The sequence below is a fragment of the Methanohalobium sp. genome (assembly GCF_018609725.1).
In the GTDB taxonomy this organism is placed as follows: domain Archaea; phylum Halobacteriota; class Methanosarcinia; order Methanosarcinales; family Methanosarcinaceae; genus Methanohalobium.
In genome coordinates, this window is the sequence record NZ_JAHENT010000020.1 from 1 (window position 1) to 24,309 (window position 24,309).

Consider the following 24,309-nt stretch of genomic DNA (forward strand, 5'->3'; position numbering starts at 1 on the left):
CACAATTACAGCAGTCCTGAGAGGTATAGGATTCATCAATTTCTATTATCCTTTTGCCTATTCTTTGTGATTTATAGGCTTCTTAAATCGCAGATTTAAGAATAACTCTAAATCTTTGATTTAGAGTGTCAGAAATTGAGCGAACCGTCCGATGTGACCTGAATTGTGAGTACTGCGGTGTGTACTTTTATCGGATTTTTTGTCCCCTTTCTCGCTCGATGCCATCAGTTTGGTGGATAAATCACCGATGAGTATAACGTTTGCTTCGATGTTATCGATGATGTTCCTCGTCTTCTTGTGCTGGAAGTCTTTTAGCTGGTTAGAATATTTCTGTTTCATCCTGTTTAGGTTGCGTTTCAATCGATACCATTTTTTACTGTATCTCTTGCAGTGGTCCAATCTGGATTGGATCTGCTGGACCTTAGGTTCCCAGTATTTATCTGGCCTCTTGTTAATTATTTCACTAAGGTTACCGTCAGAATCAACCATGGTATGTTTGCTGACACCCATATCCATTGTCAGATGCTTATCGTTATGTTTGAAATCCAGACAGGGTATATTGTATGTAATACTGAGATAATACCCACTGTATTTTTTCTGATGGACTTCGATTTGTGTAATTTCGTCAGCTATACTTATTCAGGCTCGCTTTTACCATACAGATAATTGGTAGTATCGATACTGTTGTAGGTTATAGTATTACCTTTAGAATCAGTAATTTCAAATCCTGATTGGTTGTAGGTCATTGTGAAGAAATAATCTTTGCCTCTAAATTTAGGCGGTTTTGCGTTTTCCTCACCATTTTTTCTCAAAGAGAATAACGATTTGTAGTTAGCATCGAGCTTTTTTAATATAGACTGCAACACCTTGGAGTAAACCCACTTATATTCTGGATACTGTTCCTTGATTTGGGGAAAATCGTTCTGCTGCTTACTGTAGCTTATCTTGATATTATTCTTATAAGCATCTTTGCGTTCAGCAAGTGCAAAATTGTACAGTAACCTGCATTTCTCAGACAGTATCCACAATAATTCTTCCTGTTGTGATGTGGGTGTAATCTTTATCGGTAAACTCTGATACTTAATTTGTTACGGGTACGGAAAATATTTATAAGTTTTCTTCCATTAGCTTTTTTATAATAAAAAATATATTCATTAGACGCTCTCATTTCCCAGCTGTTGCAGGGAGATATCTCGCTACAGAGTTAAATATTAACTTTTTTTCCACTGGCATCCCGTTTGTATTCACCAAATTCAGAATCTATGAGTTCAGTACCTTTAAAAACCGGTCCGTCTTTACATACTCTTAATCCCTTTGGGTCTATACAGCACGCACCACATACACCTATACCGCACTTAAAATACCGGTGGAGATTGAATTCGGTTTTTTCAAGGACGTATTTTTCATCCTGTAGCATGTTGAATATGCACCCCAGCATAACTTCAGGACCACAGGTGTATATTCTGTCATAATCAGAAAGGTTCAGGTTAGTCAGTATATCGGTCACAAAACCACAGGTTCCTGATGTACCGTCATCGGTTGTTATGTACAAATCTCCTGCACTGGAAAATCGTTTTCCAAATATTAATTCGGTAGAACTGCGAGCACCAAGTATAGTAGTCACATCAACACCATTTTTAAAAGAATATTCTGCCAGTGGTGCCAGTGGTGCAGCACCCAAACCACCGGCTACTAACAATATTTTGTCACTTTTTTTAGGAAGTGTAAAACCGTTCCCAAACGGACCTCTCAAACCAATCGTATCTCCTTTTTCCATTTTGAATAGTCTGGATGTGGCATCTCCTACTTTCTGTACAGTTATTCCGCTGTTATATGACAGTGTCATAGGAATCTCGTCCACTCCATGAACCCATACCATCAGGAACTGGCCTGCATTTGCATCAAAATATCTGTCAAAGAAAAAAGTCCTTGTCGAAGGTGATTCCTGTACTATATTTATTAATCTTGTATTAAGTGGATACATAAAACATCAGCCCATTTTGTGTGAAAATCCTACGATTTCATCTATTGTTGAATACCCATTTGTATAAAGATAATCTTCAATCCCTGATGATATTGATTTAAAAACATCCAGACTCTGTGATACTGCAGAACCCACTTGTACAGCACTTGCACCTGCCATAACCATTTCCACAGCATCCTGCCAGCAGGATACACCTCCTACACCCACAACAGGGATATCCAGTGAGGCATACAGGTCATATACACATTTTACAGCGATTGGTCTTATAGCCCTTCCTGAAAGTCCACCGTATCGGTTACCAAGTATCGGATAACCGGTGTTGATATCTATGGACATTCCTTTTACAGTGTTTATTGCAACAACGGCATCAGCTCCCCCTCTTTCAGCAGCTTTACCAATATCTACAATATTTGTGACATTTGGTGTAAGTTTGACCCATACCGGAACATCGATTATATCACAAACACTGGCTGTAATTTCTTCTACAAGGCATGAATCACAGCCGATTGTGGCACCATAACCTTCAGCGTGAGGGCAGCTTACATTCAATTCAAAACCGTCTGGGTTGGCTGAACTCAATTCTTCAGCAACTTTGACAAAACCTTCTTTATCACCCGCAAAAACACTTGCTATGATCGGAACTGATGTATTATTTTTTGCGTTTTCAATTTCCTGCACAAATTCAGTGTATGAAGGATTTGGGAGTCCCATAGCGTTCAGGAAACCATTTTCCAGTTCAATCATAGTGGGGTTGGGATGTCCTTTTTTTGGGACAGGCCCTATGGATTTGGTTATCACCGCGCCTGCTCCATTGTACGCCATCCGTGTAAGTGATGCACCAGTTGTACCCATAATACCTGAAGCCAGTATAACCGGATTTTTTGGATGAGGGTAAAGAGCTTTTTTTGCAACCATGTTAACCAGTTATTCTGCATTTGCCATTTTATCGAGTGCTTCCTGAACCAGCTTTTTACCGCCTTTTCGAACCAGTTCCTCCCCTAATTCATTGGCTTCTTCTTTATAATTGTTAGCTGATATAACATCATCAACTGCAACATAATGAGACCCGTCCAAAGCCAGTACTTCTGAACGGATATGTATCCTTTCATCATCTAAAAATTCAGCATACGCACCTATTGGAACTATACATCCTCCACCGACATTACCTATCAATATGCGTTCAATTTCTGTTTCTATTTTGGTCTGTGGATGATTTATACGTGAAATGACCTTTTCTGATTCATCACCGGATTTTGCAACTACTGCAATAGCACCCTGATTGGCTGAAGGACAGAAATGGTCAGTATCAAGCTGGTGCACCGGTATGTCCCATCCCATACGTCTTAATCCTGCTTCTGCAAGTATAATACCGTCATATTTTCCAGCCTCCAGCTTTTTTAACCGGGTGTCTATATTCCCTCTGAGGCTCTGGACATCAAAATCGGGTCTGTATCTTAAAACTTGGGATTTTCTGCGAAGTGATGTTGTGCCGATAACTGCACCTTCAGGCAGTTCATCCAGTGTAGAACCATCTCTGGTAAGCAGAGCATCAAATGGGGAATCACGTTTAAGTACTGCAGAAGTTGGCAGTTCTTCTGGGCGTTCAGTGGGCAGGTCTTTCATTGAATGCACTGCTATATCGAGTTCACCAGATAACATCCTTTCATCAATTTCTCTTACAAATGCACCTACACCGCCCAGTTCATGCAGTGGACGGTCTGTAAAAGAGTCTCCAGATGTTTTTATTATTTTGAGGAACGTATTAACGCCCTGTTCTTTAAGCATCTGAGAGACCCTTCTTGTTTGTGTAAGTGCAAGGGAACTTCCACGTGTGCCTATTATTATATCCATCTAATATTATTCTCCTTTAATCAGGATTGTTTCAGGTTGCTTTCATACGCATTAAGTAACTTCTGGATGTCTGAATCACTGTGTGCATATGAGAGGAAATTCGTTTCAAACTGTGATGGGGGCAGGAAAATACCTTCATTAAGCATTCGTTTGAAGAAGTCAAAATAGCCTGATTTGTCGCATTTAAGAGTTTCCTGATAGTTAGTCGGGGCTTTTCCGAAAAATACCTTAAACATGGATGAAACGCCTGATACTTCATAATCCAATCCTGTATCTGATATTATATCTGATAGGCAGGAGCGTATTTCATCACCTTTCTTATTCAGAGTGTCATGAACGTTTTCGTTTTCAAGGACGTCCATTGTAGCAACTCCTGCGGCAAGAGTTGCAGGGTTTCCGCTGAAAGTACCTGCCTGATAAACATTTCCATTTGGTGCAACCATATCCATGATTTCCCGTTTTCCACCGAAAACACCGACAGGCATACCTCCGCCTACAATCTTTCCAAGAGTAGTCATATCAGGTGTAACGTTATAGTATTCCTGAGCTCCTCCCATTGCAAGTCTGAATCCTGTTATTACTTCATCAAAAATAAGAACAACATCGTTTTCTTCAGTTACTTTACGTACTTCTTTCAGGTAGTTTTCTTTTGGTAAAATGGGACCGATATTGCCCATAACAGGTTCCATTATGACAGCAGCCATGTCATCACTGTTTTTCTCAATAAGCTCTGTCATTGATTCGATATCATTAAACGGTGCCTGAAGTGTATGTTTTGTTACTTCTTCAGGTACTCCTTTCGAGTTTGGTTTACCAAGAGTAGTAGCACCTGAACCCGCTTTAACAAGGACTGAATCATGGGTGCCGTGGAATCCACCTTCAATTTTTAATATTTTGTTTTTTCCGGTATATCCGCGTGCTGTACGTATAGCACTCATTGTAGCTTCAGAACCTGATGAAACAAATCTTAGCATATCCATGCTCGGATATGCATCTGTTACTTTTTCAGCCAGTTTGACCTCGTTTTCAAGGGGGGATCCGTAAAGCCAGCCGTTATCCAGTTGTTCAGCAATTGCCTGTTTGATTTCTGGATGAGCATGTCCGAGTAAATTAGGTCCGTAACCCATACAGAAATCAATGTATTCGTTTCCATCTACATCTTTTAGTCTGGAACCCTGAGCAGATTCAGTATAAAATGGATAGGGCTGTATAGCACGTACGGGGCTGCTTACACCACCTGGGATAATTTTTTTAGCCTGTTCGTATAATTGTTCTGATTTTGTATTTTCGCCTTCCATGGTATCACTTGTAATTTTTATTTTAACTGCTAAACAATCATGATATAATTATATATAAAATTGCCAATATTTTATTTCAAAAGCTTTGCCATATCTTTGGCAAAATAGGTAAGTATAATGTCTGCTCCGGCACGTTTAATGGATGTAATTGATTCATAAATTATTTTGTTCTCATCCATCCATCCGTTCTGTGCAGCGGCTTTTATCATCGCATATTCACCGCTTACATTATATGCTGCAGTCGGCATTTCAAGTTCATCTTTGATTCGGTATAGTATGTCAAGGTACGGGAGTGCGGGTTTGACCATTACAATGTCTGCACCTTCATCAATGTCCAGTTCCACTTCACGGATTGCTTCATTGGAATTGGAAGGGTTCATCTGATAACTTGACCTGTCGCCAAAAGAATAACCTGATTCAGCGGCATCTCTGAAAGGACCGTAGAAAGCTGAGAAATATTTAGCCGCATAGGACATTATTGGAATGTTTTCAAAATTATTGTTATCAAGTTCGGATCTGATGGATTCTACCATGCCATCCATCATCCCAGATGGAGCAACCATATCTGCACCGGCTTCTGCATGGCTTACAGCAGTTTTTCCAAGTAATGGTAAAGTGGGGTCGTTCAATATTTCTTCTTTATCATAGTCCACAACACCGCAATGACCATGGGTTGTGTATTCACAAAGGCAGACATCGGTAATTATAGCCATGTCCCTGCTTGAAATATCGTTTCTGATGTTTCTGACAGCACGCTGTACAACTTCATTGTTGCCCCATGCAGAACTCCCTGATTCATCTTTTCTGGCAGGAACTCCAAAAATCATTATCGATGGAATATCAAGATCTAAGATTTCTTTAGCTTCGTCTACCGCATAATCGACTGGTAATTTATAAATACCCGGCATAGAGGGCACTTCCTGTGGTGTCTCAATATTTTCATCGACAAAAACAGGACATATCAGGTCATCTGCAGTAATTGTTGTCTCACGTACAAGATTTTGTAGTTTCCCTTGCCTTAATCTTCTCATCCGTACCTGTGGAAACATGTAAACCATCTCACATTTGTTATATATCTGTGTTATTTTTTGTTATCAAGATTAAACAACCGAGAAGCGGTATCCATTAGTTCGTCTTCATCGTTTTCGGTTGCTTTTCTGAGCTTTTTTGTAGGTTCTGCTAGAATTTTGTTAACAATAGAATGTGTAAGGTCATCCAGTACTTCGGATTCGATATCACCAATTGTGTGATAGGAACTTAAACGGTTGATTGCACGCTGTTTTTCTCTCTCACGAACATTATGCACCTGCCCATACAATTGTGAAATCAATCCATCAGCTTTCTGGCGTTTGTACTGGGTATTCAGCAGTTCGAATTCTTCTTCTATCAGAGCTTCGACTTTCTTTGCTTCGCCCCTTCGCATCTCCATATTTTTTTCATTTATCCTGCGAAGGCTATCGATATTGTGCAATTTTACATGTCCTATGTCTGAAACTCCAGGTTCGATGTCTCTAGGGGTTGCAATATCTATCAGAAGCAATTCTTTATTTCTGCCATCTATTGCTTTTTCAATAGTGGATTTTCTCAAAACAAAATGTGGAGCTGCAGTTGCACTTATAACTACATCAGCGTTTCTAATGCATTCATCGATATTATCAAACAAAACTGCATCTCCGCCAATTTCTTCGGCAAGCTGTTTGGCGGTTTCAAAGGTCCGGTTTGCAAGATATACCACATCCATATCTTTATGAGCAAGGGCACGTGCAACAAGTGTTCCCATTTCACCTGTGCCTATAACAAGAATATTTTTGCCGGTAAGTCCTCCAAGGATTTCATCAGCAAGATCAACAGCAGCAGATCCGATAGATACAGAACCTTTGTTTATTCGGGTTTCGGTACGAGCTTTTTTTCCAACTTGTATGGCTTTTGAAAATGCAGTATCAAGGGCAGGACCAATTGTTCCCACGTTTTTGGCAGTGGTATATAAATCCTTAATCTGTCCAAGTATCTGATCTTCTCCCACTATCATGGATTCCAGACCCGATGCCAGTCTCAGAAGATGTTTTAATGAATCCTCATGGTCATAAAACTCAACGATATGGGAAGAAGCTCCCATCTCTTTAGCAAAATGGAATAATACACTACTTGCTTTTGGTGATACTACATAAACTTCCACACGATTACATGTTTTAAGAACCGCACATTCGTAAACGTATTCATGAGAATAAAGCGATTTCAGCACATATTCTATATCACCATGCCATGCTTTTTCCATTTCCTCGATACTTGCTTTTGTATGGGTAATCACCATACTTGATATCTGCTGTGTCACCAGGATCCTCCGGGTAAAAATAAATGTGGTTATTACGGGTTAAAAAATCATTTTAATCAATTATTTCGCTTCTTAACTGTTCATCTACTATATTTAATGCTATATTATACGCTTTTTCATATGAATCAGAAAGAGCACTCCATACTGAATCATCTTCTATAATGTTCCAGAGGATTTGTTTTCGTTTTTTCTGGTCGGGTATGACTTCTTTCAGGTAGGTACGTATGTCGTTTTGAATTTTTGCCATTTCACTGTACTCTGGAGTGATTATCTGTTCTATATTTTCACGGGTAAATTTTGAAATAGCGGGGCTGGAACCAAGAGTGGAAATTCCGATTGTAAGGTCCCCTCTTTTAATAACAGATGGAACTATAATATCACCGATGTCATCCACCTGATTAACTAGGATATTTTTATCTGTATTATTTGCAATTTCTGTTATCCTCTGGTTTAATTGTCTGTTATTGGTGGCAGGTATGACCATAAATGCATCGTAAATTAAATCTTTTATTTGTGAATCATTGAGAGAATTGATATTTGATGTTATTAATTTTATTTTTCTGCTGTTTTCGAGTTCTTTTATTCTGGATGTAAACGATGTACTTATAATAGTTGTATCGGCATACGCGGAAAAAAATAGGGCTTTACGTTCACCCACAGAACCAGCTCCAAAAATTATGATTTTTTTGCCGCTTAGATCTATCATCAATGGAGTAAAGTTTTTATCAGAATTCATATTACCATTCTTTATTACAATCTTACACCAGTTTTTTTAAATTCATGTTCGCTGAACAGTAGTTTATAATCAGTTATACCGGTAGCTTTTGATATTTTCTCTGCAACATATTCGCAGTCTCTTTTTGAATACGAATGAACCATTGTGAATAAATTATAGGGCCAATCTGGATACCTTGGACGTTCATAGCAATGGGTGACTTCAGAAAAGCCCGCCATTATAGCACCTACCTCTTCAACTCTTTCATCAGGTACATTCCATATACACATGGCGTTGGCTGTGATTCCAATGGCTCTGTGACCTATGGATGCTCCAAATCTTCTTATTATACCCTTATTTTCCATTTCTTTTATGATATTGACAACTTCATCCTCACTAATACCCAGATAGCTGGCAATTTGGGCAAAAGGGGAGTAGGTAAATGGTATCCCATCTTGGGTGAGTTTGATAATTTTTGTATATATATCGTCCTCGTTGTTAATAGAACAGGATGAGTTATTAGAGGTTTCATCTGACATCAAATTTCACCCCAATTTTGAAAAGGCGTTTTGTGGGCAGGTTTATAAGTGGGCATCCGGTTTCATTCCTTATCTCTTCAAGAATTTCATCAAGGCGCTGTTTGCTAGATGCTGATACTGTAAACCAGAGATTGTATTTATCAGGACGGAGGTAATTGTGTGATACTTCAGGATACTGATTGATATAATTAGCTATATCTGAAATCTGGGAATCTGGCGCTTTAACAGCAACAAGTGTACTTATACCACCTGTTTTTCTGGTATTAATAATTGGACCTATCCTTCTGACTGCTCCTTTATGATAAAGGTATTCTAATCTCTTTAAAACTTCATCTTCATTAATTCCAAGTCTTTCCGCCAGTTTTTCATAGGGATGGGTATCAAGAGGAAAATCAAGCTGTATCTCATTTAAGATTTTTTTGTCAGTCTCATCCAACTGTATCATTTGGATACCCTTGATTTTTGTTTTGGATTGTAAATACAGTATGGCTCTTCATCCATATAGTCACCGGTTCCTGCATAGGCACGAGCCCTGCAGCCGCCACAGATATTTTTGTATTCACAGATACCGCATTTACCTTTCAGTTTTGTGACATCGCGAAGGTCATTAAATACCTTTGAATAGTTCCAGATATCTTCAAATTTTTCTTCTCTTATATTACCGGCAAGTGCTGGAAGATACCCACATGGATATACTTCACCTTTACTGGATACGAAGCAGAAACCTGTCCCGCCAAGACAACCTCTTGTCATTGCATTGTATCCCTCTTTTTTAAAGGGTGGATTTTTACCCTCATCCTGTGCACGTTGCAACGCGATTCTGAAATAATGTGGGGCACATGTAGCTTTTAATTGAATAGGTGAGGTTTTTTGCTTTTCATAAAACCAGTTAAGTATATCTTCGTATTCTTCAGGCGGGATTTCATCATCTTCGATTTCTTTACCTCTTCCAGTGGGTACGAGCATAAATATGTGTAGAGCATCGGACCCAATCTTTTTTGCAAATTCAAAAATATCTGGTATTTCTTTGATGTTGCGTTTTGTAATTGTAGTGTTAATCTGTATACCTATACCGGTATTTTTGAAAATTTCAATACTATTCAGGGCACCCTCAAAAGCACCGGGCATACCCCGAAATTCATCATGGGTATGGGCGGTAGCACCATCAATGCTTATACTAACCCTTTGTACACCGGATTGTTTTAATCTTTCAGCAATATTGGATGTAACCATTGTACCGTTTGTAGCCATTACAACTCTTAATCCTTTATGAGTACCATAACTGACAATTTCGAAGATGTCGCTGCGAACAAGTGGTTCGCCCCCACTTAAAATAAGGATGGTTTTTCCGAAATTTGCAATTTCGTCAATAAAACGCTTTGATTCATCTGTTGATAATTCATCTTTATCCATTTTGGATGTGGACGAACCTCTGCAATGTGCGCATGATAGGTTGCAGCTTTTTGTAAACTCCCATGCAATAAGTTTTGGTGGTTGTGCCATGATTACCATTTCTATCAGGTTTTTATAAATATCTTAAAATTAATCCATGAGGTATTAATATTGGTTTTTAATTATTATTCAATTTAGTTAAATATGATGTGTTAGATTTAATATAGCCTGTATTAATAGTTATGTTGTAATACAGCAAAATTAATATTTACAGTATATGATTTTGGATACAGCAAATTTATAAATTTATAGCCTTGTAATAGAGATAAATAAAATGGTTTTATAACAATGAATGCGTTATATATAGCGTTTATTATTACATGGGTAACAATTTTAATATATGCAATATACCTGATACGAACGCGTTTAAATCTAAATCGCGAACTTAAACGACTGAAAAAACATCAATAAATGGTATTTATAGATGAACAAGGGCAAAAAAATACTAACATCAATGGTTTTTATTGCAATAGTAGCAATTGTTGGACTCTGGGATGTAGATTTTTCTGATGGTTACCTTATGGTATCAGAACTAAAATCTAATCCTGAAGATTATGTCGGTGGTAAAGTAAATACAATGGGGTCCATTAAAAACGATACGCTTGACAAAACACCCAAATCTACAAGTTTTATACTAAAAGATGCGGAAAATAGATCATATCAAATTTATATTGAATATACAGGCGATTTACCAGCAAACCTTGCAGAAGGTAAAAGAATCAGTCTAAGCGGAACAATGATAAATGATAAAAAAATCAAAGCAAATAAAATTGTAATGGGCTGTCCGTCAAAATATGAAGAAAAAACCAGTAGTTAAATTTAATATCAATTTTTAAAATAAATGAGGGCGCTTGATGAATATTGAACAATGGGATGAATATATACGCATCACAGATGCTATGGACGAATTAATTGAGAACATGGATGATTCATCCCAAATAAAAAATGTTGTTAGTCATGTATGTAATTATGGTGGCAAAAGGATCAGACCAATTATATTGATGCTTTCAACAGATATATGCGGTAGTGATTCAAAAACCAGTATTAATGCAGCTCTTGCAGTTGAATTAATGCATTCAGCATCTCTTATACATGATGATCTTATTGATGATGGGATAATTCGCAGGGGTGTACCTTCAGCTCATAAAAAATTCGGACATTCAGCAGCCATGTTGTGTGGTGATTTTTTAATATCCAAATCCATCGAACTTATGTCCTCTTACGGTAATAATGCGATAACTGAATTCGGCCAAGCAGGAATGTCAATGGCACATGGAGAAACCATTGATTTGGACGGAGATGATTCAGGTTTTGTAGAGGTTAATTATTTTGATTGCATATACAAAAAAACTGCATCACTTTTTGCTGCATGTGCCTCCATTGGAGCCTATATAAGTGGGGCAAATGATGAAATGGCACACAGATGCCGGTTATATGGTGAATATATGGGTACTGCTTATCAGATTGTAGATGATTTGCTTGAATATTTACATGAAATTGATGACAAAAGTTCTGTTCGTAAATCTGTAACACTTCCACAGATATATACGAAACAAATGACTCATGAAGAGGCAGTAAATAAAACAGTAGATAAAGTTGAGGAATATGTAAATCAAGCTAAAAACATAATCGGTGGTTTTGAATCAGAAAATGGAAAGGATAAATTATTACAGATAACCAACCATATAACAATAGATATGCTCCCTGAAAACTATTTTTAAACCATCTTGCTAACAAAGGTGTAATATGCGAGTCTACGACAGGTCAACAATTAAAGTAAATGCAACTACCAAAAACAATAGAGTTGTGCTTGATGCAGAAGGTACTTTTTCTCCAGTAGTTAAACCTATATTAACACATATTAACAATGTATTCGGGGAAGAAAAACCTGTATCTTCCGATGAGGACAAGATAATTTTTTCAACATGGCTGCCTCCGATACCCAGTAGTATATTTGGCAGGGTTGTTAGTTCACAGATAGGGTCTGTTTTTAAAAGACGGATTCCAGACCAGTTTTCAATAGGAATCACTATGAGATGCCCTAACAACTGCATACATTGTGGGGCAGCAGATGTAGTTGCAAACCCTGAACTATCACTGGATGAAATAAATAATGCTGTAACTCAATCTATAGACCTTGGTTCTTATCTCATTTCATTTGATGGCGGAGAAACCATGCTTCGAAAAGACCTTGAAGATATGGTGGAAAATGTTGATAAAGAACGTGCGATAGCGACTGTATTTACTTCGGGTTATGGTTTGACCGAAAAGAGAGCGCAGAGCCTAAAAAAAGCTGGACTGTATGCAGTAAGGGTAAGTTTTGACAGCCCGTTTGAAGATGAACATGATAAAGTTCGCGGTAGATACGGTGCTTATCAGGATGCTATAAGTGCTGTAAAAAATGCCAAATCAGCAAATTTACTTACCGATATGTTTGTTGTAGTGTCGCCGGATAATATAGACTATCTCAAAGAATTTTACGATCTTGCAGTTGATCTTGGTGTGGACGAAATATCACTTTATGAAATAGTAGCTGTAGGAAGATGGCTCCATCAGGAAGACCAGATTTTGAATGATAGTGATGTATCACGTCTTGAAACATTCCAGAAAAATATGAATTCAAAATCTGAAGGTCCTAGGGTTACAGCATTCCCCTATTTTATGGGTCCAAAACAGTTTGGTTGTTTTGCAGGAAGACGGTGGATACATGTAACATCTGCGGGAGATGTTTTGCCCTGTGCGTATACACCGCTTTCATTTGGAAATATACGTGAAGACAATTTGGAAGATATATGGAAACGTATGGGTAAACATTCAGCGTATAAAAACCATGCCGATTACTGCATGATGAGAAATCCTGAATTCAGGAAAAAGTATATTCATACATTACCTGATGATGTACAGATGCCTTACAGGATGGATAAAAATTAAGACTGATGTTTTGGGTCACATAAAATTTATATTTGATAAATAATCTTGGGGATATAAATCAAATACCGCTCTTCAATGATACAGTTGTATCATATGCAATTTTTATAAATACAATGAAATGATAAATCATTAAAAATATCAGTAACAAGAGAATTTAAACCGAATAACTTATATTCAGGTTTATTATTTAGGATTGATAACTATTTAGATATATAAAATAACAAAAGAGGATTTGCATGGCCAAAGATGACGTCTTATTGAAGATCAAAGAGGCAGAACAAAGTGCGAAGAAAACTGTGGAGGAGAGCGTCAAAGAAAAAAATGAACGCATCTCTAATGCAAAGGCTGAAGCTGATGAAATCATCAAGCAGGCCAAAAAGGATGCTGAAGAATCAGCAAACAATTCGTACAAATCTGAAGAAGAAAAAATACGTAATGAAAGTGCAAAGATTATCGAAGACGGTAAAAATGAGGCCGAATCAATTAAACAAAAGGCCCGAGAAAACGAAGATAAAGCTGTTGATTACTTAATCAAAGAGTTCGAGAGGGCAATCACAAATGCTTGAACCCAAACCAATGAGCCGGGTACTTATAGTAGGCCACAAAAATATAATGAATGATACAGTGGAAACATTACATAATCTCAATGTGTACCACATTGAAGATTATAATGAAGAAGAACCTGGCCTAGAAATTGGTAAGCCCTTTGAGAGTGCTGAAGACATATCTAAAAAGCTTGTAAAAATAAGATCTCTGTCAAATTACCTTGGTGTCAAGGGTGATGAAAGCGTAAGTGAAGACGCAGATAAAGTCTGGAGCAACCTTGATGACAGGTTGAATGAGCTTGATACTAAAATAACTGAAAAAACAGAGGAAAAGAGTGAACTGGAAAGCAAATTAAAAGATATTGAAAATCTTAAGAAAGATTTGCAACCACTTTCTAATATACCTCTTGACCTTGACCTGTATAGAGGATATGAGAACATATCGGTTTTTACAGGCACTGTTAAAGAAAACATGGACAGTCTTGAAACCGATATTTCAGATATAACAAATCTATATGAAATCTGGAAAGACCCAGATTGGAATGCTATAGCATTATTTGTATACAAAGATTATGCAGGCCAGGTTTCAAAAATACTGTCCGATTATTCGTTCAAAGAGCTTAGGATACCTGAGAAGAGTGGTGTTCCAAAGGATATACTGTCAAAATCTGAAGAGGATAAACAATCAATTGAAGAAAAGATTGAGTCTATTGATGAAGAAATTGAATCTATTAAGGAACAGTATTCCAACTTTATACTTGCAAGTGATGAATTACTCTCAATGGAGGCTGAAAAGGCAGAAGCACCATTGAAAATGGCTACTTCTGAGAACACATTCGTAATTGACGGATGGGTTCCAGATGATGAGTATGATACAGTGGTGCAATCCCTTGACAAAGCTACCAATGGCCATGCTTATGTTTCCATTGTGGAGGCTGAAGAATCTGACGAACATGAAGAGCATTCTGAAGAAATAACACCTCCTACAGAATACAATAATTCTAAATTTGCAAAACCGTTAGAAACAGTAATGGACCTGTATTCGCGTCCGCGATTCAAAGAACTGGATCCCACAAGCTTAATATTTATAGCATTACCCCTGTTCTATGGGATGATGCTTGGTGATGTGGGATATGCACTTGTAATCCTTGCTGCTGCTTTCGGTGTCAAAAAATATGTTAATATGGAATCACTAAAACCTGTGATGAACGTATTAATTTATTGTCAAATATTTAGTTTCATATTTGGTATTCTCTATGGAGAAGCCTTTGGTATTTCACTGGGTACTACCCATGCAGGAGTTCCACCTTGGTCACCAGAACCACTTTATGAATTGTTTGGTGCGACCTTTGAAAGCCATGGGCATGGTTTCTTGTCAGGATTAATTCCTGGGTTTGAAACGATCTATCTGTTTGAATTTCCATTCACCAACGAAATGGTCTCTTTCCCCTTCCATAGGCCTGATGCAGTATTGACACTAATTGTATTGACAGCAGTATTGGGAATAATTCAAATAAACATTGGTTATGTACTTGGCATGGTCAATGTATACAGAAATCATGGTTTAATGGACGCGATACTTGAAAAAGGAAGCTGGATTATAATTGAATTAGGTGTGCTCTTGGCGGCACTTGGATTCCTTGAATACGCTCCTACAACAATATTAGGTCTTGCTGTATTCATAATCGGCTTTGCAATGCTTTTCAAAGGTGAAGGTGTTAAAGGAGCAGTTGAACTCCCTTCGCTCCTCAGCAATGTACTGTCTTACGCTCGTATTGCCGCAGTAGGACTCTCATCAATCTATATAGCTTATATTGTCAACGAGATAGCATTTGTAATGTTAAGTCCCGATACATCTATATTGTTGGCAATTCTTTCAATACTCGTGTTTATATTCGGACATGCTCTTAATACAGTACTGGGTGTCATAGCCCCCGGTTTGCAGGCACTCAGGTTGCAGTATGTCGAATTCTTTACAAAATTCTATGATGGCGGGGGCAAAAAATACAATCCATTTGGACGTATAAGAAAATATACAGAATAAATATAAAAAAAGGAGGAATAATATAATGGCAGCAGAACAATTCGCAATGATAGACCCAGCAGGATATAAAGCAATAGGAGCAGGAATTGCAGTCGGACTCGCAGGAATTGCTACCGGTATTGCAGAAAAAGATATTGGTAGTGCAGCAGTTGGTGCAATGGCTGAAAATGAATCACTTTTTGGTAAAGGTCTTATTTTGACTGTAATTCCAGAAACCATTGTAATTTTCGGTTTGGTTGTTGCTTTGATCGTCGGTGCTTAATCGTCGATAGACAGTAATTCAACCGATGTAAGCCATAAATAAAACATGAAAATTAAAGAGCATTCTATTTTGCTTTTTGCTCTTTAATTTATTAGGGTGTGAGAGTATGGGTCTGGAAACAGTAGTAAACGATATAATGGATGTTGCACATGCCGAAGCGGCCCAAAAGAAAGAAGAAGCTGATACTGAGGCAGCTCAGATAATAGAAGATGCCAAAGAGAAAGCAAAAAAAATTAAGGGTGACCGGCTCGCAGAAACAGAAGCAAAAATTGAGCGTCTAAGAAGACAGGAAATTTCCAGTGCGAATCTGGAAGTTAAACGTGTCAAACTTAACGCACGTAAGGAAATACTCGATGAAGTATATAATAAAGCAGTTGATTCAATTTCAAACTTATCTCCATCAAAGAATGAAGAATTGCTAAAATCTCTCATAGATAAATATGAACAACATGGAGCTAGGGTTTATTCAAATAAGGAATCCGAAGAAATTGTAAAAAAATTATCATCACTTGAGTACGCTGGAAATATAGATTGTATCGGTGGTATCGTCATCGAAAATAGTGATGGTTCTTTTAGACTGGATTATACCTACGATACAATTCTTAAAAGCGTCTATGATCAATCATTAAAACAAATATCTGATATTCTATTCGGGTGATCTCCATGCATCTTTTTTCAAAATTAAGACGTAAAAGTGGAGGAGAAAACCTTCGGACTTCTAATTATTCATATGTTACTGCACGCGTTCGTGCAATGAAAAGCAAGCTTTTGCCAGCTGATACATATTCCAAACTTTTGAATATGGGCATTGATGAAATTACCAGAACAATTGAAGAGTTAGAATATAAACAGGATATTGATGTACTGGCAAGACAGTATAGCGGTGCAGATTTAATAGAACATGCACTTAACCGTAATCTTGCAGTAACATTTACAAAAGTATTGAATATGGCCGAAGGGGAACCCAACTACCTTTTGAGCAAATACCTAAAAAGATATGATGTATGGAGTCTTAAAACAATACTGCGTGGAAAACATTATAATGCATCTCCTGATAAAATCGAGGAAAATATAATTTCAGCTGGTAAATACAGTTTTGACTTTTTATCAGATCTTGCAAACAAAGACTCTTATACTGATGTTATATCAGCATTAGAAAATACAGAGTATTATTCTATATTAAAACAGTATGATGGAACCAATTTATCTGATATTGAAAACGAACTTGAAAAAGAATATTATAAAGACCTTTTCATATCAGTATCTAAACTTAAATCTAAAAATAGTCGAATTTTTGCAGAGTTTGTTGGAGCTGAAATTGACATTAAAAACCTCAGGACATTGTTCAGGTTGAAAATGTCAGGCATTGAACCTGAAGAAATCAGGAAATTGATGATTGAAGGTGGACACAGAGTTAAAATGAAAGATATAGAGAGTCTATTGCCACTTTCGTTTGATGAATTTTTAAGTGCTGTTGATAAGTACTCATACTGGTACAATTTCTCGGATGTAGTAAGTTCTGAGATGGAATCTTTAATAGACCTGGAAACTCAACTTCTAAAACAAAATGTGAAATTTGCATCCAGTATATCACATGTTTATCCGCTATCAATAGTTCCAATCATGGATTACATATTGAATAAGAAAATAGAAGTTGATAACCTCAGGATAATTATTCGGGGTAAATCAGCAGGTCTTGATAAAGAAGTAATCAGAAAACAGTTGGTGATTTGATGGAACTATCCGTTGTTGGTAATGGTGAGTTTGTGACAGGGTTCAGGCTGGCTGGTATCAGAAAGATACATGAAGTCAGTGATGAAAACCTTGAATCTGCAGTAAAAGAAGTAATAAAAGACCCTGAAGTAGGTATTTTAGTAATGCATGATGATGATTTTAATAAATTACCTCAAAATTTGAGAAATAAACTCAATGAATCAGTAGAACCAACAGTAGTAACACTTGGTGGTACTGGTCAAAGTTCTAATTTAAGAGAAAAAATAAAACAATCGGTAGGTGTCGACTTGTGGAAGTAAAAGGTGAAATTTATCGTGTCTCAGGACCTGTAGTTATAGCCACAGGTATTAGACCAAAAATGTATGACGTGGTGAAAGTTGGCCACGAAGGATTAATGGGCGAAGTAATTAAAATTGAAGGTGACAAATCAACAATTCAGGTATATGAAGATACATCCGGTATAGAACCCGGAGAACCTGTTGAAAATACAGGATTACCTTTATCAGTTGAACTCGGACCAGGATTGCTGGAAAGCATTTATGATGGTATCCAGAGACCCCTTCAGGTACTCCAGGATAAAATGGGGGATTTCATTGCAAGAGGTGCTACCGCTAATGGTATCGACCGTGAAAAACAGTGGGAATTCAAACCCATTGTTAACAAAGGTGACAAGGTAGAACCTGGAGATATAATCGGAATTGTTCAGGAAACTCCAAACCTAGAGCATCAGATTATGGTACCTCCTAATATCCAAGGTGGTACTGTCAGTGGTATCTATAGTGGAAAATTCACTGTAGATGAAACTGTCTGTGTACTGTCAAACGGAAAAGAGCTTTCTATGCTACAAAAATGGCCAGTAAGAACCCCCCGTCCAACAAAAAGAAAACTCAAACCGAATAGACCACTGTTGACCGGTCAGAGGATTCTTGACGGAATGTTTCCTGTAGCAAAAGGAGGTACAGCAGCTATACCAGGACCATTCGGGTCTGGAAAAACAGTTACCCAGCAGCAGCTTGCAAAATGGAGTGATACCGATATTGTGGTATATATTGGCTGTGGAGAACGTGGTAACGAAATGGCAGATGTTCTTGATGAATTTCCTGAACTCGAAGATCCAAAAGCTGGACGTCCTCTGATGGAACGTACTGTGCTCATAGCAAACACCTCCAACATGCCAGTTGCTGCACGAGAAGCATCTGTTTATACAGGTGTTACTATTTCTGAATATTACAGAGATATGGGATATGATGTAGCATTAATGGCTGACTCTACTTCACGATGGGCAGAAGCAATGAGAGAAATTTCATCCCGGCTTGAAGAAATGCCTGGTGAGGAAGGTTATCCAGCATATCTGGCTGCAAGACTTTCCGAATTCTATGAAAGAGCAGGATATGTAAAATCCAATTCTGGTTACGATGGTTCTATTACTGTGATAGGAGCAGTATCACCACCAGGAGGAGATTTCTCTGAACCTGTAACTCAGAACACATTGCGTATTGTGAAGGTTTTCTGGGCACTTGATGCCAAACTGTCCCAGAGGCGCCACTTCCCTGCAATCAACTGGCTTACAAGTTACAGTCTTTATACAGAAAGTTTATCTGACTGGCTTTCAGAGAATGTGGCACCAGACTGGATAGATCTTAGAAATTACGCAATGGATATTCTGGAAGAAGAATCAGAGCTTCAGGAAATTGTACAGCTTGTAGGTTCTGATGCGCTCCCTGAGAGTCAACAACTAAAACTTGAAGTAGCACGTATGTTCAGAGAATATTTCCTTCAGCAGAATGCATTCCATGAAATCGATAGATATTGTCCGTTCTACAAACAGTATAAGTTAGTTCAGGCAATTCACAAGTTCTCTGAAACAGCAAATTCAAAACTTGAAGCCGGGTATTCAATAAACGATATCATGGCTATGGAATCAAAGGATGAACTTGCAAAAGTAAGATATGAAGAAGATTTTGATGGCGAACTCAACAAAGTATTATCCAAGATGGATGATGAATTCTCACAGATTGGAGGATAATAAACAATGACTAAAGAATACAAAACAATCACCCAAATTTCTGGTCCTTTGATTTTCCTCGAGAAAACCGAACCGGTTGGCTATGGAGAGCTGGTTCAGATTAATACAGAAGATGGTTCCACAAAAAGAGGACAGGTTCTTGATACCTCTGAAGATACTGTGGTTGTACAGGTTTTTGAAGGTACAGGAGGTCTTAATGATTCAGCCGGTGTAGTATTCACCGGTGAAACAATCAAACTTCCAGTATCAAAGGACATGCTTGGAAGAATCCTTTCAGGTTCAGGTGAGCCATTGGATGAAGGACCACACATTGTACCTGATAAACGGCTGGATATCAATGGAGCAGCAATGAATCCGTATTCCAGAAGACCTCCTGAAGAATTCATTCAAACAGGTATCTCTACAATAGATGGAACCAATACACTTGTCAGAGGACAAAAACTTCCAATTTTCTCTGGTTCAGGACTTCCTCATAATGAAATTGCACTCCAGATTGCAAGACAGTCGTCAGTACTGGGTTCTGAAGAAGAATTCGCTGTTGTTTTCGCGGCAATGGGTATTACCCATGAAGAATCCCAGACTTTCATGGATGACTTTGAGAAAACAGGAGCACTTGAAAGGGCAGTGGTGTTCCTTAACCATGCTGATGACCCTGCAGTTGAGCGTATGATTACGCCAAGAATGGCTCTTACCGCAGCTGAATACCTTGCATATGAGCATGATATGCATGTACTTGTAATCCTTACAGATATGACAAACTATGCAGAAGCGCTTCGTCAGATGGGTGCTGCTCGTGAAGAGGTACCTGGTAGACAGGGTTACCCGGGATACATGTATACAGACCTTGCATCACTCTATGAAAGAGCAGGTGTTATAAAAGGCAGAAAAGGGTCTGTAACCCAGATTCCAATTCTTACCATGCCTGGAGATGATATTACACATCCTATACCTGACCTTTCAGGATATATTACCGAAGGGCAGATTGTGGTTTCAAGAGAACTCCACAGAAAGGGTATCTATCCACCGATTAATGTATTGCCTTCATTGTCCCGTCTGATGGGCAGTGGTATCGGAGGAGGTAAAACCAGAGACGACCACAAAAAGGTATCTGACCAGCTCTATGCAGGGTATGCAGAAGGTCGAGACCTTAGAGGTCTTGTAGCTATTGTAGGTAAGGAAGCACTGTCTGAAAGAGATAGAAAGTTCCTTGAATTTGCCGACCATTTTGAAGATCGGTTTGTCAGACAGGGCAGAGATGAAAACAGAAGTGTAGAGGACACTTTGAATATTTCATGGGATATTCTTTCAGAGCTTCCAATCAAACAGCTTACAAGAATTGATGATAAAATCATTGAAAAATACCACCCTGCAAAACAGACAACATCAGAGTCTGAGTACCAGCCACAGGAACAGGAAGTATCTGGTGAGCAATAAATAAGAACAGGTGGTTAATAATGGCAGTAGAAGATGTAAAACCAACTCGGTCAGAACTTCTTGAAATTAAAAAGAAGATTAAACTTTCAGAAGACGGCCATAAGCTTTTGAAGAAAAAAAGAGATGGTCTGATTCTGGAATTTTTTGATATCCTCAACCAGGCAAAGGACGTACGTTCCGAGTTGGATGATGCCTATAAGGATGCCAATAATAAAATAGGTATAGCTAAATCCGTTGAGGGAACTATTACTGTTAACTCTACTGCCTTCTCTTTAAAGGATTATCCCAAAATCCATCTCCAGAGCAATAATATAATGGGTGTTGTTGTACCAAAGATTGAGTCTTCCAGTGTACGCAAACCCATTAACCAACGTGGATACGGTATACTGGGAACCAGTTCATATATAGATGAGGCAACAGATGCCTATGAAACACTGGTTGAAAATATAATCCAGGCTGCAGAGATGGAAACCACCATGAAAAGGCTTCTTGCAGAGATTGAAAAAACCAAACGCCGTGTCAATGCTTTAGAGTTCAAGGTAATACCTGAACTAAAAGAAGCCCGTGATTTCATCAAACTGCGACTTGATGAAATGGAAAGAGAAGGCACATTCAGGCTTAAAAAGATTAAAAAATCCTGAATTTTGTAAACATGAAATCCAATCTTGAATCTTCAACTCGGCCAACACTGGCCGATCGATTTATTTCCTATCTGCTCAAGCCGGAAAACAAGGCAAGAGTATTTAGATGGGCTTGGTTAATATCGTTGATAATGATGATATTCGGTTTTGTGATTATTGTTTATCTTATTCTGAGTTAATATTTTTTAGTTTTTTTAACTTAAAACTTGACTTTTCAAAACCCTTATATACATTTAGAGTATAAATAATATGGCTTTAAAAGATTAGTAGTTTGATTAAACGTATAGGTATTAAATGGTGTCACGTTATTTGTACATACTATTTTTCCATTATGTTTTATTAACATAGTTTAATCTTTTAGCTTTATACAAGGACGTGAAGATTTTGTTTGACAGAAATGAATCAATTGCTCCAGTACAATCTGGAGAAATGTATGATGTAAAAATAGAAAATATTGCAAGTAAAGGCGATGGAATTGCCAGAGTAAATGGCTTTGTTATTTTTGTACCGGATACCTCAGTCGGTGATGAAGTAACAATTAAAGTTACCAAAGTGATGCAAAAGTTTGCATTTGCGGAATTAGCCGCATAAAACAGTTTTTGAATAATTAAATGGAACTCCAGTTGTACTGGACTTTCCATTTTATCTGGTACATTTGGTTTAGTGGTTTAAATTTAAAGTACCAGCAAATCTAATTTATTTATTTTGTAAGGAATTTTATTATGGAAATCTCAACATTTAACGAATTAAATTTATCAAGGGACATAGAAAAAGCAATTGAAGACCTTGGTTATGAAGAACCTACACCGATACAGGCACAATCAATTCCCTATATTATGCAGGGAAGGGATGTAATCGGACAGGCACAGACAGGTACAGGAAAAACAGCCGCATTCGGAATACCGGCACTTGAAAAGGTGGACAGGGATAGCAAAAAAGTACAGACTATTGTTCTATGTCCGACAAGAGAACTTGCAAACCAGGTTGCTGATGAGCTGAACAAACTTGCAAGGTACAAGAAAATAAAAGTACTACCCATATACGGTGGTCAACCTATTGAAAGGCAAATTAAGGCACTAAATAAAGGTGCACAGATAGTAATAGGTACACCAGGGCGAGTACTTGACCACATGGAACGCCATACCCTGAGTCTTGATAATGTTAAAATGACAGTGCTTGATGAAGCAGATGAAATGCTTGATATGGGATTTAGAGAGGATATTGAATCAATTCTAAGTAAACTGCCCGATAAAAGACAGACTACTCTTTTCTCAGCTACAATGCCCGGACCTATTATGAAACTGACCAAGAAATATCAGGATAATCCGGAATTGATAAAAACGGTTCATAAAAAACTGACAGTCCCTCAGGTAGAGCAGACATATTTTGAGGTCAAAGAGCGATCAAAACCAGAAGCTTTGTGCCGTTTAACAGACTTCTATAATATAAAATCATCTCTTGTATTCTGTAATACTAAAAAAGGAGTAGACAACCTTGTAGAAACTCTTAAAACAAGAGGTTATTTGGCAGATGGTCTCCATGGGGATATGAAGCAGAAACAGAGAGATAAAGTAATGTCCAATTTCAAAAATGGAGAAATTGAGACACTTGTAGCAACCGATGTAGCAGCCCGGGGTATAGATGTCGAAAATATCGAAGTGGTTTTTAACTATGATGTACCACAGGATGAGGAATCCTATGTACACAGGATAGGAAGAACAGGTAGAGCTGGAAAACAGGGGAAGGCTTTTACGTTTGCATTCGGTAAAGAAATTTACAAAATAAAAGACATCCAAAAGTATACCCAGACAAAAATACACAGTGGTAGAATCCCTTCACAAAGTGATGTCGAAGACTTCAGAGCAAATATGCTGTCTCAGAAGGTGAAAGAAACAATTGATTCTGGACATCTTGGTAAATATGTCCACTGGGTAGAAAACCTACTGGAAGAAGATTATACATCCATTGATGTTGCTGCTGGTCTTGTAAAAGTAATCCTGTCTGACGAATTTAAATAAGTTAATAGGATAATTTTAGGTATCTGTTAAATAAAATATCATTTAACTTAACAGTGGCACTGTAGAAAACCTTTACAATCAAATCATTTCAGAATGAGGGAATTTAATCAAAATTGGATTTCTACAGAGCCAGGATAACTTTATTCTTCATAAAAGAAAATGTCTTCAATGGAACATTCAAAAAATCTTGCCAGTTTAAAAGCCAGCTGTACACTAGGGTCATACTTACCTCGTTCTATAGCATTGATAGTCTGCCTCGTCACACCCATTTCTTTGGCAAGATAATCCTGTCTGACATACTCCAACGGATAAATCCATTGGGTTCTATGGTCATCCCCCATCTTGATGTTGCCACTTGCGGGGCGCCAGTACTTCCGTACGATACATCTCTGTCTGCATCGCATTGTTTGTGTTCGAACCAAACAATACCTGATGGAATTTGATGATACACAAACAACTGGTTGAATTTAACAATGTCTTATATCAGGCAACTTGCTCAAAGC

The 24,309-nt window shown here is 37.8% G+C and carries 28 protein-coding genes; 15 read left to right on the forward strand and 13 right to left on the reverse strand.

All coding sequences use genetic code 11. The features are described 5' to 3' along the window. Positions 1-120: 120 nt before the first annotated feature. From QZ276_RS00615 to ahbD, 12 genes are all read right to left on the reverse strand, one after another. Positions 121-516 carry a transposase gene (locus QZ276_RS00615; RefSeq protein WP_292484323.1) on the reverse strand — a complete coding sequence of 132 codons (396 nt, stop codon included), beginning with the start codon at positions 514-516 and terminating at the stop codon, positions 121-123. Positions 517-635: 119 nt separating this feature from the next. Then, positions 636-1,028, reverse strand: coding sequence for a helix-turn-helix domain-containing protein (locus QZ276_RS00620; RefSeq protein ID WP_292484325.1), 393 nt, complete (start codon positions 1,026-1,028; stop codon positions 636-638). 176 nt (positions 1,029-1,204) lie between these two features. Then, on the reverse strand, positions 1,205-1,984 hold the full coding sequence (locus tag QZ276_RS00625; protein ID WP_292484327.1) for a dihydroorotate dehydrogenase electron transfer subunit: 780 nt from the start codon (positions 1,982-1,984) through the stop codon (positions 1,205-1,207). A 6-nt stretch (positions 1,985-1,990) separates the two neighbouring features. Continuing rightward, positions 1,991-2,899, reverse strand: a complete 909-nt coding sequence (locus tag QZ276_RS00630) for a dihydroorotate dehydrogenase (RefSeq protein WP_292484329.1) — start codon at positions 2,897-2,899, stop codon at positions 1,991-1,993. A 9-nt stretch (positions 2,900-2,908) separates the two neighbouring features. After that, positions 2,909-3,829: a hydroxymethylbilane synthase gene (hemC, locus tag QZ276_RS00635; RefSeq protein ID WP_292484369.1), complete on the reverse strand. Its 921-nt coding sequence runs from the start codon at positions 3,827-3,829 to the stop codon at positions 2,909-2,911. 26 nt (positions 3,830-3,855) lie between these two features. Beyond that, on the reverse strand, positions 3,856-5,133 hold the full coding sequence (hemL, locus tag QZ276_RS00640) for a glutamate-1-semialdehyde 2,1-aminomutase (protein ID WP_292484331.1): 1,278 nt from the start codon (positions 5,131-5,133) through the stop codon (positions 3,856-3,858). 71 nt (positions 5,134-5,204) lie between these two features. Beyond that, positions 5,205-6,182: a porphobilinogen synthase gene (gene hemB / locus QZ276_RS00645; protein ID WP_292484333.1), complete on the reverse strand. Its 978-nt coding sequence runs from the start codon at positions 6,180-6,182 to the stop codon at positions 5,205-5,207. 32 nt (positions 6,183-6,214) lie between these two features. Continuing rightward, a complete protein-coding gene (hemA, locus tag QZ276_RS00650) occupies positions 6,215-7,444 on the reverse strand; it encodes a glutamyl-tRNA reductase (RefSeq protein WP_292484372.1) in 1,230 nt (409 codons plus the stop codon). 73 nt (positions 7,445-7,517) lie between these two features. Continuing rightward, on the reverse strand, positions 7,518-8,201 hold the full coding sequence (locus QZ276_RS00655) for a bifunctional precorrin-2 dehydrogenase/sirohydrochlorin ferrochelatase (protein WP_292484335.1): 684 nt from the start codon (positions 8,199-8,201) through the stop codon (positions 7,518-7,520). Positions 8,202-8,215: 14 nt separating this feature from the next. Continuing rightward, entirely contained in the window at positions 8,216-8,719 is a 504-nt protein-coding gene (ahbB, locus tag QZ276_RS00660; RefSeq protein WP_292484337.1) for a siroheme decarboxylase subunit beta, read from the reverse strand. Further along, positions 8,709-9,164 (reverse strand): siroheme decarboxylase subunit alpha, encoded by a 456-nt coding sequence (ahbA, locus tag QZ276_RS00665; RefSeq protein ID WP_292484339.1) that lies wholly within the window; start codon positions 9,162-9,164, stop codon positions 8,709-8,711. The genes ahbB and ahbA overlap by 11 nt, the downstream gene beginning before the upstream one ends. Continuing rightward, positions 9,161-10,231, reverse strand: coding sequence for a heme b synthase (gene ahbD, locus QZ276_RS00670; protein ID WP_292484341.1), 1,071 nt, complete (start codon positions 10,229-10,231; stop codon positions 9,161-9,163). The genes ahbA and ahbD overlap by 4 nt, the downstream gene beginning before the upstream one ends. A gap of 228 nt (positions 10,232-10,459) precedes the next feature. On the opposite strand from ahbD, the gene QZ276_RS11515 reads away from it, so the two are divergent. The 15 genes from QZ276_RS11515 to QZ276_RS00740 all read left to right on the forward strand — a co-directional run bounded on the left by QZ276_RS11515 (position 10,460) and on the right by QZ276_RS00740 (position 23,806). Further along, on the forward strand, positions 10,460-10,582 hold the full coding sequence (locus tag QZ276_RS11515) for a CcmD family protein (protein ID WP_369334621.1): 123 nt from the start codon (positions 10,460-10,462) through the stop codon (positions 10,580-10,582). A 13-nt stretch (positions 10,583-10,595) separates the two neighbouring features. Continuing rightward, positions 10,596-10,988: a cytochrome c maturation protein CcmE gene (locus QZ276_RS00675; protein ID WP_292484343.1), complete on the forward strand. Its 393-nt coding sequence runs from the start codon at positions 10,596-10,598 to the stop codon at positions 10,986-10,988. A gap of 37 nt (positions 10,989-11,025) precedes the next feature. Continuing rightward, positions 11,026-11,892 carry a polyprenyl synthetase family protein gene (locus QZ276_RS00680; protein WP_292484344.1) on the forward strand — a complete coding sequence of 289 codons (867 nt, stop codon included), beginning with the start codon at positions 11,026-11,028 and terminating at the stop codon, positions 11,890-11,892. A gap of 25 nt (positions 11,893-11,917) precedes the next feature. After that, on the forward strand, positions 11,918-13,102 hold the full coding sequence (locus QZ276_RS00685; protein WP_292484346.1) for a radical SAM protein: 1,185 nt from the start codon (positions 11,918-11,920) through the stop codon (positions 13,100-13,102). A gap of 236 nt (positions 13,103-13,338) precedes the next feature. Then, a complete protein-coding gene (gene ahaH / locus QZ276_RS00690) occupies positions 13,339-13,668 on the forward strand; it encodes an ATP synthase archaeal subunit H (protein ID WP_292484347.1) in 330 nt (109 codons plus the stop codon). Further along, the gene (locus QZ276_RS00695; RefSeq protein ID WP_292484349.1) at positions 13,661-15,691 is read left to right on the forward strand and encodes a V-type ATP synthase subunit I; all 2,031 of its coding nucleotides are present in this window, start codon (positions 13,661-13,663) and stop codon (positions 15,689-15,691) included. The genes ahaH and QZ276_RS00695 overlap by 8 nt, the downstream gene beginning before the upstream one ends. A 25-nt stretch (positions 15,692-15,716) precedes the next feature. Further along, positions 15,717-15,953, forward strand: coding sequence for a hypothetical protein (locus QZ276_RS00700; RefSeq protein ID WP_013193732.1), 237 nt, complete (start codon positions 15,717-15,719; stop codon positions 15,951-15,953). A 106-nt stretch (positions 15,954-16,059) separates the two neighbouring features. Continuing rightward, positions 16,060-16,611 (forward strand): V-type ATP synthase subunit E, encoded by a 552-nt coding sequence (locus QZ276_RS00705; RefSeq protein WP_292484355.1) that lies wholly within the window; start codon positions 16,060-16,062, stop codon positions 16,609-16,611. 5 nt (positions 16,612-16,616) lie between these two features. Continuing rightward, positions 16,617-17,687 carry a V-type ATP synthase subunit C gene (locus QZ276_RS00710; RefSeq protein WP_292484357.1) on the forward strand — a complete coding sequence of 357 codons (1,071 nt, stop codon included), beginning with the start codon at positions 16,617-16,619 and terminating at the stop codon, positions 17,685-17,687. Next, a complete protein-coding gene (locus QZ276_RS00715; RefSeq protein ID WP_292484359.1) occupies positions 17,687-17,986 on the forward strand; it encodes a V-type ATP synthase subunit F in 300 nt (99 codons plus the stop codon). Before QZ276_RS00710 ends, QZ276_RS00715 begins: the two co-directional genes overlap by 1 nt. Further along, positions 17,977-19,713, forward strand: a complete 1,737-nt coding sequence (locus QZ276_RS00720) for an ATP synthase subunit A (RefSeq protein WP_292484361.1) — start codon at positions 17,977-17,979, stop codon at positions 19,711-19,713. Before QZ276_RS00715 ends, QZ276_RS00720 begins: the two co-directional genes overlap by 10 nt. 6 nt (positions 19,714-19,719) lie before the next feature. After that, positions 19,720-21,147 carry an ATP synthase subunit B gene (locus QZ276_RS00725; protein WP_292484363.1) on the forward strand — a complete coding sequence of 476 codons (1,428 nt, stop codon included), beginning with the start codon at positions 19,720-19,722 and terminating at the stop codon, positions 21,145-21,147. 20 nt (positions 21,148-21,167) lie between these two features. Beyond that, the gene (locus QZ276_RS00730; protein ID WP_292484364.1) at positions 21,168-21,788 is read left to right on the forward strand and encodes a V-type ATP synthase subunit D; all 621 of its coding nucleotides are present in this window, start codon (positions 21,168-21,170) and stop codon (positions 21,786-21,788) included. 384 nt (positions 21,789-22,172) lie between these two features. Next, positions 22,173-22,379: a TRAM domain-containing protein gene (locus QZ276_RS00735; protein WP_292484366.1), complete on the forward strand. Its 207-nt coding sequence runs from the start codon at positions 22,173-22,175 to the stop codon at positions 22,377-22,379. Between the two features lie 131 nt (positions 22,380-22,510). Continuing rightward, a complete protein-coding gene (locus QZ276_RS00740) occupies positions 22,511-23,806 on the forward strand; it encodes a DEAD/DEAH box helicase (protein ID WP_292484367.1) in 1,296 nt (431 codons plus the stop codon). A 140-nt stretch (positions 23,807-23,946) separates the two neighbouring features. Here QZ276_RS00740 and QZ276_RS00745 read toward each other — a convergent pair whose 3' ends face one another. After that, positions 23,947-24,147, reverse strand: a complete 201-nt coding sequence (locus QZ276_RS00745; protein WP_342765691.1) for a helix-turn-helix transcriptional regulator — start codon at positions 24,145-24,147, stop codon at positions 23,947-23,949. Between the last annotated feature and the right edge of the window lie 162 nt (positions 24,148-24,309).

Coding starts and splice junctions, on each gene's coding strand:
- QZ276_RS00615 (WP_292484323.1), bottom strand. CDS start 516: ATGGATATGGGTGTCAGCAAACATACCATGGTTGATTCTGACGGTAAC.
- QZ276_RS00625 (WP_292484327.1), bottom strand. CDS start 1,984: ATGTATCCACTTAATACAAGATTAATAAATATAGTACAGGAATCACCT.
- QZ276_RS00630 (WP_292484329.1), bottom strand. CDS start 2,899: ATGGTTGCAAAAAAAGCTCTTTACCCTCATCCAAAAAATCCGGTTATA.
- hemL (WP_292484331.1), bottom strand. CDS start 5,133: ATGGAAGGCGAAAATACAAAATCAGAACAATTATACGAACAGGCTAAA.
- hemB (WP_292484333.1), bottom strand. CDS start 6,182: ATGTTTCCACAGGTACGGATGAGAAGATTAAGGCAAGGGAAACTACAA.
- hemA (WP_292484372.1), bottom strand. CDS start 7,444: ATGGTGATTACCCATACAAAAGCAAGTATCGAGGAAATGGAAAAAGCA.
- QZ276_RS00655 (WP_292484335.1), bottom strand. CDS start 8,201: ATGAATTCTGATAAAAACTTTACTCCATTGATGATAGATCTAAGCGGC.
- ahbB (WP_292484337.1), bottom strand. CDS start 8,719: ATGTCAGATGAAACCTCTAATAACTCATCCTGTTCTATTAACAACGAG.
- ahbA (WP_292484339.1), bottom strand. CDS start 9,164: ATGATACAGTTGGATGAGACTGACAAAAAAATCTTAAATGAGATACAG.
- ahbD (WP_292484341.1), bottom strand. CDS start 10,231: ATGGTAATCATGGCACAACCACCAAAACTTATTGCATGGGAGTTTACA.
- QZ276_RS11515 (WP_369334621.1), top strand. CDS start 10,460: ATGAATGCGTTATATATAGCGTTTATTATTACATGGGTAACAATTTTA.
- QZ276_RS00675 (WP_292484343.1), top strand. CDS start 10,596: ATGAACAAGGGCAAAAAAATACTAACATCAATGGTTTTTATTGCAATA.
- QZ276_RS00680 (WP_292484344.1), top strand. CDS start 11,026: ATGAATATTGAACAATGGGATGAATATATACGCATCACAGATGCTATG.
- QZ276_RS00685 (WP_292484346.1), top strand. CDS start 11,918: ATGCGAGTCTACGACAGGTCAACAATTAAAGTAAATGCAACTACCAAA.
- ahaH (WP_292484347.1), top strand. CDS start 13,339: ATGGCCAAAGATGACGTCTTATTGAAGATCAAAGAGGCAGAACAAAGT.
- QZ276_RS00695 (WP_292484349.1), top strand. CDS start 13,661: ATGCTTGAACCCAAACCAATGAGCCGGGTACTTATAGTAGGCCACAAA.
- QZ276_RS00700 (WP_013193732.1), top strand. CDS start 15,717: ATGGCAGCAGAACAATTCGCAATGATAGACCCAGCAGGATATAAAGCA.
- QZ276_RS00705 (WP_292484355.1), top strand. CDS start 16,060: ATGGGTCTGGAAACAGTAGTAAACGATATAATGGATGTTGCACATGCC.
- QZ276_RS00710 (WP_292484357.1), top strand. CDS start 16,617: ATGCATCTTTTTTCAAAATTAAGACGTAAAAGTGGAGGAGAAAACCTT.
- QZ276_RS00715 (WP_292484359.1), top strand. CDS start 17,687: ATGGAACTATCCGTTGTTGGTAATGGTGAGTTTGTGACAGGGTTCAGG.
- QZ276_RS00725 (WP_292484363.1), top strand. CDS start 19,720: ATGACTAAAGAATACAAAACAATCACCCAAATTTCTGGTCCTTTGATT.
- QZ276_RS00730 (WP_292484364.1), top strand. CDS start 21,168: ATGGCAGTAGAAGATGTAAAACCAACTCGGTCAGAACTTCTTGAAATT.
- QZ276_RS00740 (WP_292484367.1), top strand. CDS start 22,511: ATGGAAATCTCAACATTTAACGAATTAAATTTATCAAGGGACATAGAA.
- QZ276_RS00745 (WP_342765691.1), bottom strand. CDS start 24,147: ATGGGGGATGACCATAGAACCCAATGGATTTATCCGTTGGAGTATGTC.